26 protein-coding genes are annotated in these 15,565 nt (G+C 37.1%); 1 reads left to right on the top strand and 25 read right to left on the bottom strand.

Features of this window, described 5'->3' with window-relative positions:
* From secY to rpsL, 25 genes are all read right to left on the bottom strand, one after another.
* Complete coding sequence (gene secY, locus ABD682_RS06510; protein WP_344740284.1) at positions 1–1,344, bottom strand: preprotein translocase subunit SecY; 1,344 nt, start codon at positions 1,342–1,344, stop codon at positions 1–3.
* 11 nt (positions 1,345–1,355) lie between these two features.
* Entirely contained in the window at positions 1,356–1,808 is a 453-nt protein-coding gene (rplO, locus tag ABD682_RS06505; protein ID WP_344740283.1) for a 50S ribosomal protein L15, read from the bottom strand.
* A 13-nt stretch (positions 1,809–1,821) separates the two neighbouring features.
* Positions 1,822–2,004 (bottom strand): 50S ribosomal protein L30, encoded by a 183-nt coding sequence (rpmD, locus tag ABD682_RS06500; protein ID WP_344740282.1) that lies wholly within the window; start codon positions 2,002–2,004, stop codon positions 1,822–1,824.
* Positions 2,005–2,015: 11 nt separating this feature from the next.
* Positions 2,016–2,540, bottom strand: coding sequence for a 30S ribosomal protein S5 (rpsE, locus tag ABD682_RS06495; protein WP_344740281.1), 525 nt, complete (start codon positions 2,538–2,540; stop codon positions 2,016–2,018).
* A 6-nt stretch (positions 2,541–2,546) separates the two neighbouring features.
* The gene (gene rplR, locus ABD682_RS06490; RefSeq protein ID WP_344740280.1) at positions 2,547–2,903 is read right to left on the bottom strand and encodes a 50S ribosomal protein L18; all 357 of its coding nucleotides are present in this window, start codon (positions 2,901–2,903) and stop codon (positions 2,547–2,549) included.
* Between the two features lie 10 nt (positions 2,904–2,913).
* Positions 2,914–3,456, bottom strand: coding sequence for a 50S ribosomal protein L6 (gene rplF, locus ABD682_RS06485; RefSeq protein WP_344740279.1), 543 nt, complete (start codon positions 3,454–3,456; stop codon positions 2,914–2,916).
* Positions 3,457–3,474: 18 nt separating this feature from the next.
* On the bottom strand, positions 3,475–3,873 hold the full coding sequence (gene rpsH, locus ABD682_RS06480) for a 30S ribosomal protein S8 (RefSeq protein ID WP_344740278.1): 399 nt from the start codon (positions 3,871–3,873) through the stop codon (positions 3,475–3,477).
* A 69-nt stretch (positions 3,874–3,942) separates the two neighbouring features.
* Positions 3,943–4,212: a 30S ribosomal protein S14 gene (rpsN, locus tag ABD682_RS06475; protein ID WP_076698025.1), complete on the bottom strand. Its 270-nt coding sequence runs from the start codon at positions 4,210–4,212 to the stop codon at positions 3,943–3,945.
* A 3-nt stretch (positions 4,213–4,215) separates the two neighbouring features.
* Positions 4,216–4,767 carry a 50S ribosomal protein L5 gene (gene rplE, locus ABD682_RS06470; protein WP_344740275.1) on the bottom strand — a complete coding sequence of 184 codons (552 nt, stop codon included), beginning with the start codon at positions 4,765–4,767 and terminating at the stop codon, positions 4,216–4,218.
* A gap of 2 nt (positions 4,768–4,769) precedes the next feature.
* Complete coding sequence (gene rplX / locus ABD682_RS06465; protein ID WP_344740273.1) at positions 4,770–5,081, bottom strand: 50S ribosomal protein L24; 312 nt, start codon at positions 5,079–5,081, stop codon at positions 4,770–4,772.
* 11 nt (positions 5,082–5,092) lie between these two features.
* The gene (rplN, locus tag ABD682_RS06460) at positions 5,093–5,461 is read right to left on the bottom strand and encodes a 50S ribosomal protein L14 (RefSeq protein WP_344740271.1); all 369 of its coding nucleotides are present in this window, start codon (positions 5,459–5,461) and stop codon (positions 5,093–5,095) included.
* A 2-nt stretch (positions 5,462–5,463) separates the two neighbouring features.
* Entirely contained in the window at positions 5,464–5,721 is a 258-nt protein-coding gene (rpsQ, locus tag ABD682_RS06455) for a 30S ribosomal protein S17 (RefSeq protein WP_344740269.1), read from the bottom strand.
* An 11-nt stretch (positions 5,722–5,732) separates the two neighbouring features.
* Entirely contained in the window at positions 5,733–5,921 is a 189-nt protein-coding gene (gene rpmC / locus ABD682_RS06450; RefSeq protein WP_344740812.1) for a 50S ribosomal protein L29, read from the bottom strand.
* A gap of 13 nt (positions 5,922–5,934) precedes the next feature.
* Positions 5,935–6,354 carry a 50S ribosomal protein L16 gene (gene rplP / locus ABD682_RS06445; RefSeq protein WP_344740267.1) on the bottom strand — a complete coding sequence of 140 codons (420 nt, stop codon included), beginning with the start codon at positions 6,352–6,354 and terminating at the stop codon, positions 5,935–5,937.
* 21 nt (positions 6,355–6,375) lie between these two features.
* A complete protein-coding gene (gene rpsC / locus ABD682_RS06440) occupies positions 6,376–7,089 on the bottom strand; it encodes a 30S ribosomal protein S3 (protein WP_344740265.1) in 714 nt (237 codons plus the stop codon).
* A 9-nt stretch (positions 7,090–7,098) separates the two neighbouring features.
* Complete coding sequence (gene rplV, locus ABD682_RS06435) at positions 7,099–7,506, bottom strand: 50S ribosomal protein L22 (protein WP_344740263.1); 408 nt, start codon at positions 7,504–7,506, stop codon at positions 7,099–7,101.
* Between the two features lie 6 nt (positions 7,507–7,512).
* The gene (gene rpsS / locus ABD682_RS06430; RefSeq protein ID WP_042245192.1) at positions 7,513–7,791 is read right to left on the bottom strand and encodes a 30S ribosomal protein S19; all 279 of its coding nucleotides are present in this window, start codon (positions 7,789–7,791) and stop codon (positions 7,513–7,515) included.
* A 3-nt stretch (positions 7,792–7,794) separates the two neighbouring features.
* Positions 7,795–8,622 carry a 50S ribosomal protein L2 gene (rplB, locus tag ABD682_RS06425; RefSeq protein ID WP_344740259.1) on the bottom strand — a complete coding sequence of 276 codons (828 nt, stop codon included), beginning with the start codon at positions 8,620–8,622 and terminating at the stop codon, positions 7,795–7,797.
* An 11-nt stretch (positions 8,623–8,633) separates the two neighbouring features.
* On the bottom strand, positions 8,634–8,924 hold the full coding sequence (gene rplW, locus ABD682_RS06420) for a 50S ribosomal protein L23 (RefSeq protein WP_344740257.1): 291 nt from the start codon (positions 8,922–8,924) through the stop codon (positions 8,634–8,636).
* Between the two features lie 5 nt (positions 8,925–8,929).
* A complete protein-coding gene (rplD, locus tag ABD682_RS06415; RefSeq protein ID WP_344740255.1) occupies positions 8,930–9,559 on the bottom strand; it encodes a 50S ribosomal protein L4 in 630 nt (209 codons plus the stop codon).
* Positions 9,559–10,176, bottom strand: a complete 618-nt coding sequence (rplC, locus tag ABD682_RS06410; RefSeq protein WP_344740253.1) for a 50S ribosomal protein L3 — start codon at positions 10,174–10,176, stop codon at positions 9,559–9,561. The genes rplD and rplC overlap by 1 nt, the downstream gene beginning before the upstream one ends.
* Before the next feature lie 169 nt (positions 10,177–10,345).
* Entirely contained in the window at positions 10,346–10,651 is a 306-nt protein-coding gene (gene rpsJ, locus ABD682_RS06405) for a 30S ribosomal protein S10 (protein WP_223549398.1), read from the bottom strand.
* An 11-nt stretch (positions 10,652–10,662) separates the two neighbouring features.
* Positions 10,663–12,789 (bottom strand): elongation factor G, encoded by a 2,127-nt coding sequence (gene fusA / locus ABD682_RS06400; RefSeq protein WP_344740249.1) that lies wholly within the window; start codon positions 12,787–12,789, stop codon positions 10,663–10,665.
* Between the two features lie 6 nt (positions 12,790–12,795).
* On the bottom strand, positions 12,796–13,272 hold the full coding sequence (gene rpsG, locus ABD682_RS06395) for a 30S ribosomal protein S7 (RefSeq protein ID WP_344740247.1): 477 nt from the start codon (positions 13,270–13,272) through the stop codon (positions 12,796–12,798).
* 21 nt (positions 13,273–13,293) lie between these two features.
* Positions 13,294–13,668 (bottom strand): 30S ribosomal protein S12, encoded by a 375-nt coding sequence (gene rpsL / locus ABD682_RS06390; RefSeq protein ID WP_042499114.1) that lies wholly within the window; start codon positions 13,666–13,668, stop codon positions 13,294–13,296.
* 178 nt (positions 13,669–13,846) lie between these two features.
* Between rpsL and ABD682_RS06385 the strand changes: the two genes are divergently transcribed.
* Positions 13,847–15,541: a POTRA domain-containing protein gene (locus ABD682_RS06385; protein ID WP_344740244.1), complete on the top strand. Its 1,695-nt coding sequence runs from the start codon at positions 13,847–13,849 to the stop codon at positions 15,539–15,541.
* Positions 15,542–15,565 lie beyond the last annotated feature (24 nt).

Here is a 15,565-nt window from a genome sequence, read left to right as displayed (position 1 = left end):
TTAAGCTACTGCTTTTCTATTTTTACCTGTTTTCATCAAGCCGTCATAATGTCTGTTCAACAAGTATGAATTTACTTGTTGCATGGTATCGATTGCAACTCCAACCATAATCAGTAGTGAAGTTCCTCCAAAGAACAACGCCCATCCTTGTTGTACATCCATGATCTTTACAATGAACGCCGGGAATACAGCTATTAATGCTAAGAATATAGATCCCGGTAAGGTGATCTGAGACATGATCTTATCTAAATATTCAGAGGTTTCGGTTCCCGGACGAATGCCTGGGATAAAACCACCACTACGTTTCAAATCGTCTGCCATCTTGTTGGTAGGCACGGTAATCGCTGTATAAAAATAGGTGAATACTATAATTAATAAGGCGAATACTAAATTGTACCAGAATCCAAAGATATCAGAGAAATTAGATTGAATCCACTGCCCTGCGGCACTGGCACTACCTAATGACTTTCCTATTAAATTAGGCACAAACATAATAGCTTGTGCAAAGATAATAGGCATTACCCCTGAAGCATTAAGCTTTAATGGGATATATTGTCTGGATCCGGCCATAGCATTTCTTTCATAACCACCTGATGCCGTACGTCTGGCATATTGCACTGCGATCTTACGAACACCCATGGTTAACATTACGGCTGCAAGAATAATAACAAACCAGATCACCAATTCAAAAAGAATTAGCATCACATTATTTCCTTCCAGACGCGTTACGGCGTTTTGCAAGAATACTTTTGGCATTCTGGCCAGGATACCTACCATAATTAAAAGGGAGATACCATTACCAATACCTTTATCTGTTATTTTCTCTCCAAGCCACATCGCGAAGATGGTACCTGTTACCAAAATGGAAACAGAAGAGAAATAGAATAAAGGTCCTGTACCTAATAAAAAGGCGCTTTGTGGAATACCTAAGGCAGGTAAACTAGCTAAATAACCAGGTGCCTGCAACAAACAAATAGCGATGGTTAACCAACGGGTAATTTGTGTTATTTTCTTTTGCCCACTCGCTCCTTCTTTTTGTAATTTTTGAAGGTACGGAATTGCAATACCCATTAACTGAACAACAATAGAAGCAGAAATGTAAGGCATAATACCCAGGGCAAACACAGAAGCTTTTGCAAAAGCACCACCAGTAAATGCGTTAAGTAGTCCTAAAAGGCCAGAGTCTGTACTCTTTGCTAAACCTTCTAACTGAGCTACATCAACGCCTGGTAATACTACCTGTGCGCCAAATCGATATACCAAAAGAAGACCTAAGGTTAAGATGATTCTATCTCTTAATTCTTCTATTTTCCAAACATTCTTTATTGATTCTATAATTTTCATATAAATCCGGCTTATAAAGTTATTGCTTCTCCTCCTGCAGCTTCAATAGCAGCTTTTGCTGAAGCACTAAACTTATGAGCAGATACTTTTAATTTTGCTTTTAATTCACCACGACCTAAAACTTTAACCAGATCATTTTTTCCAGCCAAACGATTTGTCATGAGCACATCTAAATCAATTGTATCTTTTACCTTTTTCTCATCTACCAATGCTTGTAAAGTATCGAGATTAATACCTTGATACGCCACACGGTTAATATTGGTAAATCCAAACTTAGGAACACGTCTTTGAAGCGGCATTTGACCACCTTCAAAACCTATTTTCTTAGAATAACCTGAACGTGATTTTGCTCCTTTGTGGCCACGAGTAGCCGTACCACCTTTACCGGAACCTTGTCCACGTCCAACGCGTTTTCCATCATGTTTTACTGAACCTTCTGCAGGTTTTAAATTACTTAAATCCATTTTTCAGTTTAAATTATTTTGCTTCCTCTACAGAAACTAAATGTTTAACTTTAGCAATCATCCCAAGAATGTTAGGTGTTGCCTCGTGTTCTTTTACCTGACCAATCTTATTAAGACCAAGAGCTTCTAAAGTTCTTTTTTGTCTTTGTGTACGATTGATTGCGCTTTTAACTTTGGTTACTTTAATCTTTGCCATCTCTGTACGTATTAAGCGTTAAAAACTTGTTCAAGTGATAATCCTCTGTCACGTGCAATAGTGTTCGCATCTCTTAACTGTAATAAAGCATCAAATGTTGCTTTTACCACGTTGTGTGGGTTTGAAGACCCTTGAGATTTTGATAATACATCGTGCACACCTACGGCTTCTAATACTGTTCTTACAGCACCACCGGCAATTACTCCTGTACCTGGAGCAGCTGGAATAATGTTAACGCGAGCGCCACCATATTTACCTTTTTGCTCATGAGGAACAGTTCCTTTAATAATAGGAATACGAACTAAGTTTTTCTTAGCATCTTCAACAGCCTTAGCAATAGCGCTGGCCACATCTTTAGATTTTCCTAAACCTTGTCCAACAACACCATTTTCGTTACCTACTACAACAATGGCTGAAAAACCAAATGCTCTACCACCTTTTGTTACTTTGGTAACACGTTGTACACCAACTAAACGATCTTTAAGATCTAATCCACCTGGTTTTACTAATTCTGCGCTTTTATATTTTTGAAACATAATATTTTAAAATTTTAGTCCGCCTTCTCTAGCACCTTCGGCTAACGATTTAACTCTTCCGTGATATAAGTAACCACCTCTATCGAAAGCGATTGTTTCTACACCTGCTTTTAAAGCTTTCTCAGCAACAGCCTTACCCACCAAAGCAGCAACTTCGGTTTTATTAGCTTTAGCAGTCTTGATCTCTTTATCTCTTGAAGATGCAGCAGCGATAGTATTACCGGTATTGTCATCTACAACTTGAGCATAAATTTCTTTATTACTTCTAAAAACAGTCAATCTTGGTCTGGCTTCTGTACCAGAAACAATCTTGCGAATTCTGTTTTTAATTCTTATTCTTCTTTGATTCTTTGTTAATGCCATAACTAATTTATTAAGCTGATTTACCTGCTTTTCTTCTTATTTGTTCACCAACAAACTTAATTCCTTTTCCTTTGTAAGGCTCTGGTTTTCTAAAACCACGAATTTTCGCTGCTACCTGACCCACTAATTGTTTGTCGAAAGAGGTTAATTTCACGATTGGATTTTTACCTTTTTCTGTAACAGTTTCTACTTTGATCTCAGGAGCGATATCCATAACGATGTTGTGTGAAAATCCGATAGCTAAATCTAATTTCTGGCCTTGATTTGAGGCTCTGTAACCTACACCAACCAATTCCAATTCTTTAGTCCATCCTTTAGATACACCTTCAATCATATTCTTCATTAAAGCTCTGTATAATCCGTGTTTTGCTTTTTGATCTTTAGAATCGTCAGCACGTTTTACGAACACATTTCCTTCTTCCACTTTAATTTCAACAGAATCGTAATTTTGAGTTAGCTCACCTAATTTTCCTTTTACAGTAACAACGTTGTCTTTTACATCTACTGTAACACCTTCTGGAATGGCTACTGGATTGTTTCCTATTCTTGACATTTCTTTCTGGCTTTTAAATTAGTATACGTAACATAAAACTTCGCCACCTACATTATCTCTTTTGGCCTGTTTGCCTGTCATCACTCCGTGAGAAGTGGAAACGATAGCAATACCAAGACCATTTAAGATACGTGGTAATTCATCAGCACCGGCGTACTTACGTAAACCTGGTCTACTGATTCTTTGAAGTTTCTTAATTACTGGTTCTTTTGTTTCTTTGTTGTACTTAAGCGCTATTTTAATAGTGCCTTGCACAGAGGAATCATCAAATTTGTAACTTAAAATATATCCTTGTTCGAATAATATTTTAGTGATGTCCTTTTTTAAATTAGATGCCGGTATCTCTACCACTCTGTGGTTAGCACGTACTGCGTTTCTAATTCTTGTCAAATAATCCGCAATTGGATCTGAGTACATAATGAATTGATTTTGTGGTTTTGGTTTTCGAGCAAGACTCAAACCTGAAACCTGATTATTTAAATAATATTACCAACTTGCTTTTCTTACTCCAGGAATCAGACCTTTATTGGCCATTTCTCTAAACATCACACGAGAAATACCAAAATCTCTCATATAACCTTTAGGTCGTCCTGTTAATTTACATCTATTATGCATACGAATTGGAGACGCATTTTTAGGCAACTTTTGTAATGCTTCATAATCGCCTGCTTCCTTTAAAGCTTTGCGTTTTGCTGCATACTTAGCTACTGTTTTTGCTCTTTTTACCTCACGGGCTTTCATTGATTCTTTAGCCATATCTTAATTCTTTTTAAAAGGTAATCCTAATTCGGATAATAATGATTTTGCTTCTTTATCTGTTTCAGCAGAGGTTACAAATGTAATATCCATACCGGTGATCTTATTTACCTTATCGATATTGATTTCCGGAAAGATAATTTGCTCAGTAATTCCTAGATTGTAATTTCCACGACCATCAAAACCAGTAGCTTTGATACCGTTAAAATCTCTTACACGTGGTAAGGCGGTAGTTACTAAACGATCTAAAAACTCGTACATTCTTTCACCACGTAAAGTTACTTTTGCTCCAATGGGCATTCCTTTACGCAATTTGAAAGATGCAACGTCTTTTTTAGACATGGTTGCAACAGCTCTTTGACCTGAGATTGCAGTTAATTCTTCAATTGCATGGTCAATTAGCTTTTTATCTGCCACAGCGGCTCCTACACCTTTAGATATTACTATCTTTTTTAGTTTAGGCACTTGCATTACGTTCTCGTAACCGAACTCTTCGGTTAACGCTGCAATAACCCTGCTTTTATAATCTTCTTTAAGTCTTGGTGAATATGCCATAACTATATTACTTCATTAGATTTTACTGAAAATCTTACTTTTTTATCACCTTCCATTCTGTATCCAACTCGTGTTGTTTCGCCTTTTTTGGTTAACAATGATAAATTAGACACGTGAATAGGTGCTTCTTTCTCAACGATTCCTCCTTGAGGGTTTTGAGTACTTGGCTTCGTGTGTTTCTTAACCAAATTAATTCCCTCAACGATCGCTTTGTTTTTCGCTGTGAGTACCTCAAGAACTTTACCTTCAGATCCTTTGTGATCTCCAGCAATAACTCTTACAGTATCTCCAGTTTTTATTTTAAACTTTGTCATCTTATAATGTATTAAAGCACTTCAGGTGCTAATGATACAATTTTCATGAATTGTTTATCACGAAGTTCTCTAGCTACAGGACCAAATACACGTGTACCTCTCATTTCCCCGGTAGGGTTCAATAATACACAGGCATTATCATCGAAACGGATGTATGATCCGTCTGGTCGTCTAACTTCTTTTTTAGTACGCACAACAACTGCGGTAGAAACAGCACCTTTTTTAATGTTTCCATTAGGTGTTGCATCTTTAACAGAAACAACGATTTTGTCTCCTACAGAGGCATATCTCTTTTTTGTTCCACCAAGTACGCGAATGGTTAAAACCTCTTTCGCTCCGGTGTTATCTGCTACTCTTAATCTTGATTCTTGCTGTACCATAATTATTTAGCTCTTTCAATGATTTCTACTAATCTCCAACATTTAGATTTACTTAAAGGTCGTGTTTCCATGATCTTTACAGTATCTCCAATGTTACAATCATTTGTTTCGTCGTGTGCAACGTATTTTTTCGTTTTCAACACGAACTTACCATACATAGGGTGCTTTACTTTTTTAACCTCTGCAACAACAATAGATTTTTGCATCTTGTTACTAGTAACTACTCCTATACGTTCTTTTCTTAATTTTCTTGTTTCCATCTTCAGCAAAATTATTGTTCTCTTTTAGTTAATTCGGTTGCAATCCTTGCTACAGTACGTCTTAAACCACGTAACTGAATTGGATTTTCTAAAGGAGAAATTGCATGAGCTAATTTTAGATCTGAATAACTCTTTTTTACCTCACCAAGTTTTTCTTGCAACTCAGCTACAGATAATTCTTTAATTTCTGATTGTTTCATAATATCAAATAAATTATGCTTCATAATCTCTAGCAATTATAAACTTAGTTTTAACCGGTAATTTTTGAGCTGCTAAACGCAATGCTTCTTTAGCAATTTCTAAAGACACACCACCAACTTCAAATAAAATACGTCCTGGTAATACAGGCGCTACCCAATACTCAACAGCACCTTTACCTTTACCCATACGTACTTCAAGAGGTTTCTTAGTGATAGGCTTGTCCGGATAAATTTTAATCCAAAGTTGCCCTTCTCTTTTCATGTAACGTGTAGCGGCAATACGTGCGGCTTCAATTTGACGCGCTGTAATAAAGTTCGTGTCTAACGCTTTTATTCCAAAAGTTCCGTTTGAAAGTTGATGCCCTCTTCCGGCAATCCCCTTCATACGTCCTTTTTGCTGCTTACGAAATTTTGTTCTTTTAGGCTGTAACATTTTTCTTTACTTTATAAAAAATTACTTTCTACGACGAGGTCCTTTGGTTCCTCTTCCTCCACCTTTTCCTTGCTTCTTAGATAAACCAACAAGTGGAGAAAGTTCTCTTTTACCATACACTTCACCTTTCATGATCCATACTTTAACCCCTAATCTACCGTAAGTAGTGTGGGCTTCAACTAAAGCATAATCAATATCGGCTCTGAAGGTTGATAATGGAATACGTCCTTCTTTATAGTGTTCGCTACGTGCCATTTCAGCACCGTTTAAACGACCACTAATTTCAATTTTTATTCCCTCAGCGTTCATGCGCATTGTTGCAGCAATAGCCATTTTAATGGCACGACGGTATGAAATTCTGTTTTCAATTTGACGTGCAATACTCGCTGCTACTAAATGTGCATCAAGTTCAGGTCTCTTTATTTCAAAGATGTTGATCTGAACTTCTTTTCCTGTAATCTTCTTAAGTTCTTCTTTTAACTTGTCTACCTCCTGGCCACCTTTACCAATAATGATACCTGGTCTGGCCGTAGTGATAGTAACGGTTACAAGCTTTAAAGTTCTTTCGATAATTACTCTACTTACACTAGCTTTAGATAAACGCGCGTGAACGTATTTTCTAATCTTATCGTCTTCGGCAAGTTTATCGCCATAATCGTTTCCTCCGTACCAGTTAGATTCCCATCCTCTGATAATTCCTAAGCGATTTCCGATTGGATTTGTCTTTTGTCCCATACTTCTATCTTAGCTTTGTGTGTTATTATTAGCTCCTACCACTAATGTAACGTGGTTTGAACGTTTTCTTATTCTGTGAGCGCGACCCTGAGGTGCCGGACGTAATCTTTTTAACATAGATCCGCCATCCACTCTGATCTCTTTTACAATAAGGTCTGCAGATTCTACATCAGCATCCTCATTTTTTGATTGCCAATTCGCGATAGCTGACAATAATAACTTTTCTAAACGACCAGAAGCTTCCTTTTGGTTGAATTTTAAGATATTAAGAGCATCCTGTACCTTTTCACCTCTTACTAAATCGGCTACTAAGCGCATTTTTCTTGGTGACGTAGGACAATTATTAAGCTTTGCAAAAGCCACATGCTTTTTTGCTTCCTTAATAGCGTCTGCCATTTCTTTTTTACGACTTCCCATAGCTTACTACTTTTTACCTTTATTTTTAGCACCGGCATGTCCACGGAATGAACGCGTTGGTGAAAATTCTCCTAATTTATGACCTACCATGTTTTCAGTAACATATACTGGAACGAATTGACGGCCATTGTGCACTGCGATCGTTTGTCCAACAAAATCAGGAGTAATCATACTGGCTCTTGACCAGGTTTTAATTACTGTCTTTTTGTTGTTCTCAACATTAGCAGCAACTTTTCTTTCTAATTTATAATGAACGTAAGGTCCTTTTTTTAATGATCTTGCCATGTCTTATTTCTTTCTACGTTCTACAATGTATTTGTTACTATATTTTGTTTTAGAACGGGTTCTGTATCCTTTCGCAGGGATGCCCTTTCTAGAACGTGGGTGACCACCTGAAGCGCGACCTTCACCACCACCCATTGGGTGATCGATTGGGTTCATCACTACTGGTCTGGTTCTTGGTCGTCTTCCTAACCATCGTGTTCTACCGGCTTTACCACCAACTAATAACTGATGATCAGAGTTTGATACAACACCTACAGTTGCCATACAAGCACTAAGAATCAATCTGGTTTCACCTGAAGGCAATTTAATGGTTGTGAACTTTCCTTCTCGTGCCATAATTTGAGCAAATGCTCCAGCACTACGCGCCATAACAGCACCTTGTCCCGGACGTAACTCTACACAAGAAATAATAGTCCCTAAAGGAATTTGACTTAATGGCATTGCATTTCCTATTTCAGGAGCAACACCTTCATAACCAGATACCACATTTTGCCCAACTTGTAAACCATTTTGAGCTATGATATAACTTTTTTCACCATCTTGATAATTCAATAAAGCGATAAAAGCGGTTCTGTTCGGATCGTATTCAATAGATTTAACTTCCGCCGGAATACCAACTTTGTTTCTTTTAAAATCTATTAAACGGTATCTTTTCTTATGACCACCACCAATGTAGCGCATGGTCATTTTACCTTGACTGTTTCTACCACCAGACTTTTTATTCGGAACGAGCAAGCTCTTCTCCGGCTTATCAGTAGTCACGGCGTCATACCCGTTTACTACTCTAAAACGCTGTCCTGGTGTGATCGGTTTTAATTTTCTTACTGACATAGTTGTCTTAATTACAGATTACTGTATAAATCAATCATTTCACCTTCCGCCAGCTGTACAATTGCTTTTTTAACAGCATTTGTTTTACCATGTTGAATACCATTTTTTGTGTATTTGGTACTTCTTTCTGGACGGACATTTATAGTACGAACTTTTTCAACAGAAACCCCATAAGCCTCTTCAACGGCTTTTTTAATTTCTATCTTGTTCGCCTTTGAGTTCACTGCAAACGTATAGCGGTTTCTTAACTCGCTATCGCCGGTTGCTTTTTCTGTGATTATCGGTTTAATTAAGATATTCATGGTTTCTATTTACTTAAATTTAATTCAATACCTTCTAGCGCACCTTCTAAAAGGATTACTTGATTTGCGTTTAAAATTTTGTAAGTGCTTAATTCTGAGCTAGTTATAACCACAGAGCCTTTCAAATTACGCGATGACAAATATACGTTATTATTGTTACCGCCCAACACAAACAAAGACTTTTTGTTTTCTAGTTCTAAAGCCTTTAAAACTGCAGTAAAGTTTTTTGTTTTAGGTTCATCAAAATTGAAGTCCTCTAAAACAGTAATTGCTTTCTCTCCAGCTTTTATACTTAAGGCTGATTTACGAGCCAAACGCTTTAGGTTTTTATTCAATTTGAAACTGTAGTTTCTTGGTCTTGGACCAAACATACGTCCGCCACCTTTGAAAACACCAGATTTGATGCTACCTGCTCTCGCAGTACCAGTTCCTTTTTGCTTTTTAATTTTACGTGTACTACCAGCGATCTCAGCACGTTCTTTAGCTTTGTGAGTTCCCTGACGTTGGTTTGCTAAATATTGTTTAACATCCAAATATACAGCGTGATTATTAGGCTCAATAGCATACACATCTTGAGAAAGGTCTGCCTTTCTTCCGGTGTCTTTTCCGTTTATATCTAAAACTGCTACTTTCATTACTTTCTAATAATTACATAAGCGTTTTTGTGACCTGGCACACAGCCTTTCACAACAAGTAGATTCTTTTCAGGCACTACTTTTAAAACTCTTAAATTTTGAACTTTTACTTTTTCACCACCCATACGGCCTGCCATTTTCATGCCTTTAAAAACACGAGCAGGATATGATGCAGCTCCAATAGAACCAGGTGCTCTTAAACGGTTATGCTGACCGTGAGTCGCTTGACCTACACCACCAAAACCATGACGTTTTACAACCCCCTGGAATCCTTTTCCTTTAGACGTTCCTGCGATGTCCACAAACTCACCTTCGTTGAAATGCTCAACAGTGATGGCATCACCTAATTTGTACTCCTTATCAAAACCTTTGAATTCAACGACCTTGCGTTTTACAGAAGTACCAGCCTTTTTAAAGTGACCTTGATCAGCTTTAGTAGTGCTTTTTTCTGTCGCGTCATCGAAACCAACCTGAATGGCTTTATAGCCATCAACTTCTTCGGTTCTGACTTGGGTAACGATACATGGACCTGCTTCGATTACTGTACAAGGAATGTTCTTTCCGTTGTCATCGAATAAGCTGGTCATACCGATTTTTTTTCCAATTAACCCAGACATATTTATTAATTATTAATGTTACTACTTGTTGAAATTTAATTCAACCTCTTTTTCTTATTTAAAAAATTTCAGGGACAAAATACCTTTCGTCCCTGAAATGTATTTATCCGTTTTTCCCGCGACCGCATCGGTGGGACATGTTAGTTCGATAGCTAGTATCGCCCTATAATTATACTTTAATCTCTACTTCAACTCCACTTGGCAATTCAAGCTTCATTAACGCATCAATGGTTTTTGATGAAGACGAGTAGATGTCCAAAAGTCTTTTAAATGAACTTAATTGGAACTGCTCTCTCGACTTTTTGTTAACGTGTGGAGAACGTAATACAGTGAAAATTTTCTTGTGCGTTGGTAATGGAATTGGTCCGGTTACCACAGCCCCTGTACTTTTTACTGTTTTTACAATCTTATCAGCAGACTTGTCTACTAAGTTGTGATCGTAGGATTTTAATTTTATTCTAATTTTTTGACTCATTTTCTTAGATTTTAAGCTTCCACGCCTTTAGCTGCCTTAATTACTTCTTCAGATATATTAGAAGGAGTTTCGGCATAATGTGAAAATTCCATTGTTGAAGTTGCACGACCTGATGACAGGGTTCTCAATGTGGTTACATAACCAAACATTTCTGAAAGCGGCACTAAAGCTTTTACAGTTTTAGCTCCTGCACGATCACCCATATTGTTCACCTGACCACGTCTTCTATTTAAATCACCTACAATGTCACCCATGTTTTCTTCAGGAGTAATTACCTCAAGTTTCATGATGGGTTCCATGATTACGGCTTTTGCAGCTTTGGCAGCATTTTTAAATCCAATTTTAGCAGCCAATTCGAACGATAACTGATCCGAATCCACATCATGGTAAGATCCATCAGTTAAGGTTACTTTCATCGCGTCAATTTCATATCCGGCTAAAGGTCCGTTTTGCATCGCCATTTGGAATCCTTTCTCAATGGATGGAATAAATTCCTTAGGAACGTTACCACCTTTAATTTCAGAAACAAATTCTAAACCATGCTTACCTTCTTCAGCTGGCTCAAGGGTAAATACAATATCAGCAAATTTACCACGTCCACCGGATTGTTTCTTGTATACTTCTCTGTGGTTTGCACGCTGTGTAATAGCTTCTTTGTACTCAACCTGAGGTTGACCTTGATTTACTTCAACCTTAAATTCGCGACGTAAACGATCAACGATAATATCTAAGTGAAGCTCACCCATTCCTGATATAATTGTTTGTCCTGAAGCCTCATCTGTTCTTGCTGTAAATGTTGGATCTTCTTCAGCTAATTTAGCTAAAGCCATACCTAATTTATCAACATCAGCTTTGGTTTTAGGCTCAACAGCAATACCGATTACAGGATCTGGGAAATCCATAGATTCTAATACAATCGGGTGTTTTTCATCAGATAGGGTATCTCCGGTTTTAATATCTTTAAATCCAACAGCTGCTCCAATATCTCCGGCATTGATAAAATCAATAGCGTTTTGTTTGTTTGAGTGCATTTGGTAGATACGTGAAATACGTTCTTTTTTACCTGAACGGTTATTCAATACATAAGAACCGGCATCCAGGTGACCTGAGTACGCTCTAAAGAATGCTAAACGTCCTACGAAAGGATCGGTAGCAATTTTAAATGCCAATGCAGAAAACGGTGCATCAATACTTGGTCTACGTGATTCTTTCTCACCAGTTTCCGGATTCGTTCCTACGATGTTATCTCTATCTAACGGAGATGGTAAGTAACGACAAACGGCATCTAATAAGAATTGAACACCTTTATTTTTAAACGCAGAACCGCAGATCATTGGGATGATAGCCATATCCATTACTGCTGCTCTAAGTGCGGCATGCACTTCATCTTCAGTAATTGAATCTTCATCTTCCATGAATTTCTCAAGAAGATTTTCATCATAAGTAGCTACTTCCTCAATTAATAAGGCTCTGTATTTTTTTGCTTCAGCTTTTAATTCGTCCGGAATTTCGATAACATCAAAAGTTGCCCCTTGCGTTTCATCATGCCAAACGATAGCTCTGTTCTTTACTAAATCGATAATACCTTTAAAGTCGATCTCGTCACCAATATTCAATACGATTGGCACCGCGTTAGACTTCAACATATCTTTAACTTGCTGACAAACTCCTAAAAAGTTAGATCCCTGACGGTCCATTTTATTAACGAAACCAATACGAGGTACTTTATAGTTATCAGCCAATCTCCAGTTTGTTTCTGATTGAGGCTCTACACCATCAACCGCACTAAATAAGAACACCAAACCATCAAGAACACGTAAGGAACGGTTTACCTCAACGGTAAAATCCACGTGGCCCGGAGTGTCAATAATATTAAAGTGGTAATCTTTAGTGTCAGGAGTAGGTTGTGCATTTTCCATTGGGAACTTCCAGGAACAGGTTGTAGCCGCAGAGGTAATGGTAATACCACGCTCTTGCTCTTGCTCCATCCAGTCCATAGTTGCAGCACCATCGTGAACCTCACCAATTTTGTGAGATACTCCCGTATAGTAAAGAATACGTTCTGTAGTCGTTGTTTTTCCTGCATCAATATGTGCAGCAATACCTATATTTCTAGTATATTTTAAATCTCTTGCCATTATATTTTAAAATCTAAAGTGAGAGAATGCTTTATTAGCTTCTGCCATTTTATGCGTATCAATACGTTTTTTAACTGCTGCTCCTTCTTCTTTAGCGGCTGCTAAAATTTCTGAAGCCAAGCGTAACGCCATGGATTTTTCATTTCTTTTACGTGAGTAACTAATTAACCATTTCATGGCTGTAGATACTTTACGGTCCGGACGAATTTGCATTGGAATCTGGAAGGTTGCACCACCAACACGACGACTACGTACTTCTACGTGAGGCATCACATTCGATAAAGCATCTTTCCAAAGATCTAAGGCTGTTTTTTCTTCGTCAGTCTTTTTTGAGTCTACAATATCAATTGCATCGTAGAATACTTTAAAAGCTACAGACTTCTTTCCATCCCACATCATCATATTAACGAATCGCGTTACAAGCTGATCGTTAAAACGTGGATCCGGTAGAAGCGGTCTCTTTTTTGCTGCTCTTTTTCTCATGTCTTCTTCTTAAAGTGTTAATTACTTTTTAGGGCGTTTTGCACCATACTTAGATCTACGTTGTGTTCTACCTGCAACACCTGCTGTGTCTAAGGCACCACGAACGATGTGATATCTAACTCCTGGTAAATCCTTTACCCTTCCACCTCTAACCAATACTATCGAGTGCTCTTGTAAATTGTGACCTTCACCACCGATGTATGCGTTAACCTCGTTTCCGTTTGTTAAACGAACCCTTGCTACCTTACGCATTGCTGAGTTAGGTTTCTTAGGCGTTGTTGTATAAACACGAGTACACACACCACGTCTCTGAGGACACGAATTTAAAGCAGCCGATTTACTCTTCTTGGTTATTTTGGCTCTTCCTTTTCGTACTAATTGTGAAATTGTTGGCATATATAATTCCTATAAATTTTAAAATCCCTTGATTAAAGGGCTGCAAAGGTAGAAATTTAAATTAATTATTCAAATCCTAAAACATTAATTTTTAAGAGTTTTAAAAAATAAAATTTCCATCCATATTAAAACTGTTCTTTTTCCGTTAGATTTACAACCTAAAGGCGTGATATAAACCGTGCAAAAATACTACTTTTTTTACCTTATTATATGTGGTGTGTTTTCAACAGGTATTTCGGCTCAAAATCTTCATTTAAAAATTGAAGGAGAGTCTGAAAGAGACACAACAGTTTTGGAGGTTCTTAATTACAGAAACATATTTGAGGATGTTTCGGGAATTTATCGGGAAGTAGATTCCGTTCAAAACATCATATATAAAATGGGGTATATTGAATCTCAACATTCAGCCTTAACCAAGGAAAATGATTCCACTTATTTTGTAAGTTTTAAACTGGGTAAAAAGTTTGAAACCATTAAAATACGATATGATAATAAGGAATGGCTTACCTCTGCTCTATTGAGTTTGATATCATCTCAGGTTACAGACAACTATTTTGAGATACCTTTCAGTAGTTTAGAATCGGCATTACATTTTCTCAGTTCAAAAATTTCAGAGCAGGGTATCCCTTTCAGTAAAATTCAACTTAAAAATCTTGAAATCGAAGGAGATGATTTAACTGCTGATCTTACGTTGATTCCCGACGAACAAATAAGACATATTGATGCGATTGAAATTAAGGGCTATGAAAAGTTTCCAAAAAGCTTTCTTCGCTATTTCTTAAATATTAAAAAAGGACAGTTATTCAATCTATCGGAAATCAAAGAGAAAACTGGACAACTTCGTAATTTAAATTTCGCAAGTCAACTCAAATCACCGGAAGTCCTTTTTACAAAAGATTCAACAACCCTTTACCTCTATCTGGAAAAAAGGAAAAGTAATACTTTTGACGGTTTTTTAGGTTTTGGCACCAATGAGACCACTAATAAAATTCAATTTAACGGTTATTTGAATTTGAACCTGGTTAACACGTTAAATTATGGTGAAAGCTTCCGGATATTTTACAAGAGTGATGAAACCGACCAGCAACAATTTGAGGTTAATATCGACATGCCTTATTTATTTAACTCTCCGCTCGGAGCAGAGTTAGCGTTACGCTTGTTCAGGCGAGATTCATCATTTACTACGGTTGACCAATCTTTTAAAACCAATTATCAAATGTCTTCGAAGCATCGCATTGCCTTGGGAATAACCTCGAGAACATCCAATAATTTATTAAACAACGCTACAACTTCGAATTTAGCAAACTATGCAACGCGTTTTTTTTCAGGCAGTTATCACTTTAGAAATCCGCAATTCAGCAATCTACTCTTTCCATTTAAATCTAGTTTTTATTTTGAAGGTAACTTAGGTTCCAGAAAGAGCGATGGTATGACAACGAAACAATCCTTTCTTATAGTAGATGCCATGCACATTTTCAATTTAAATATTAAAAACAGCATTTACTTTCGTGGGCATGTTGAATCCTTAGTCTCTGATACTTTATTTGAAAATGAATTACTGCGTTTTGGTGGCATCAATTCCATAAGAGGGTTTCAGGAAAATAGTTTACTGGCAAATAGCTATGGGATTTTGAATACAGAATACCGATTGTCCTTAAGCAACAATTTATATGTTCATTCCATTACAGATTTGGGGTATTTCGAAAATAAAATTTCGAATATGAAAAAAAAGCTATTTAGTTACGGAATTGGCCTGGGAATTATAACAAAAGCAGGACTGTTTAAGTTGAACTACGCAGCGGCTAAAATTGAGAATGAACCGTTTAAGGTATCAAATTCGAAAGTACACGTTAGTCTCACCACCAACTTTTGAGTAATTACAATTTTTGAGCACTTT

It is taken from the genome of Gaetbulibacter aestuarii (assembly GCF_039537665.1).
Taxonomy (GTDB): Bacteria; Bacteroidota; Bacteroidia; order Flavobacteriales; family Flavobacteriaceae; genus Gaetbulibacter_A; species Gaetbulibacter_A aestuarii.
This window is presented reverse-complemented; position numbering and strand designations above follow the sequence as displayed.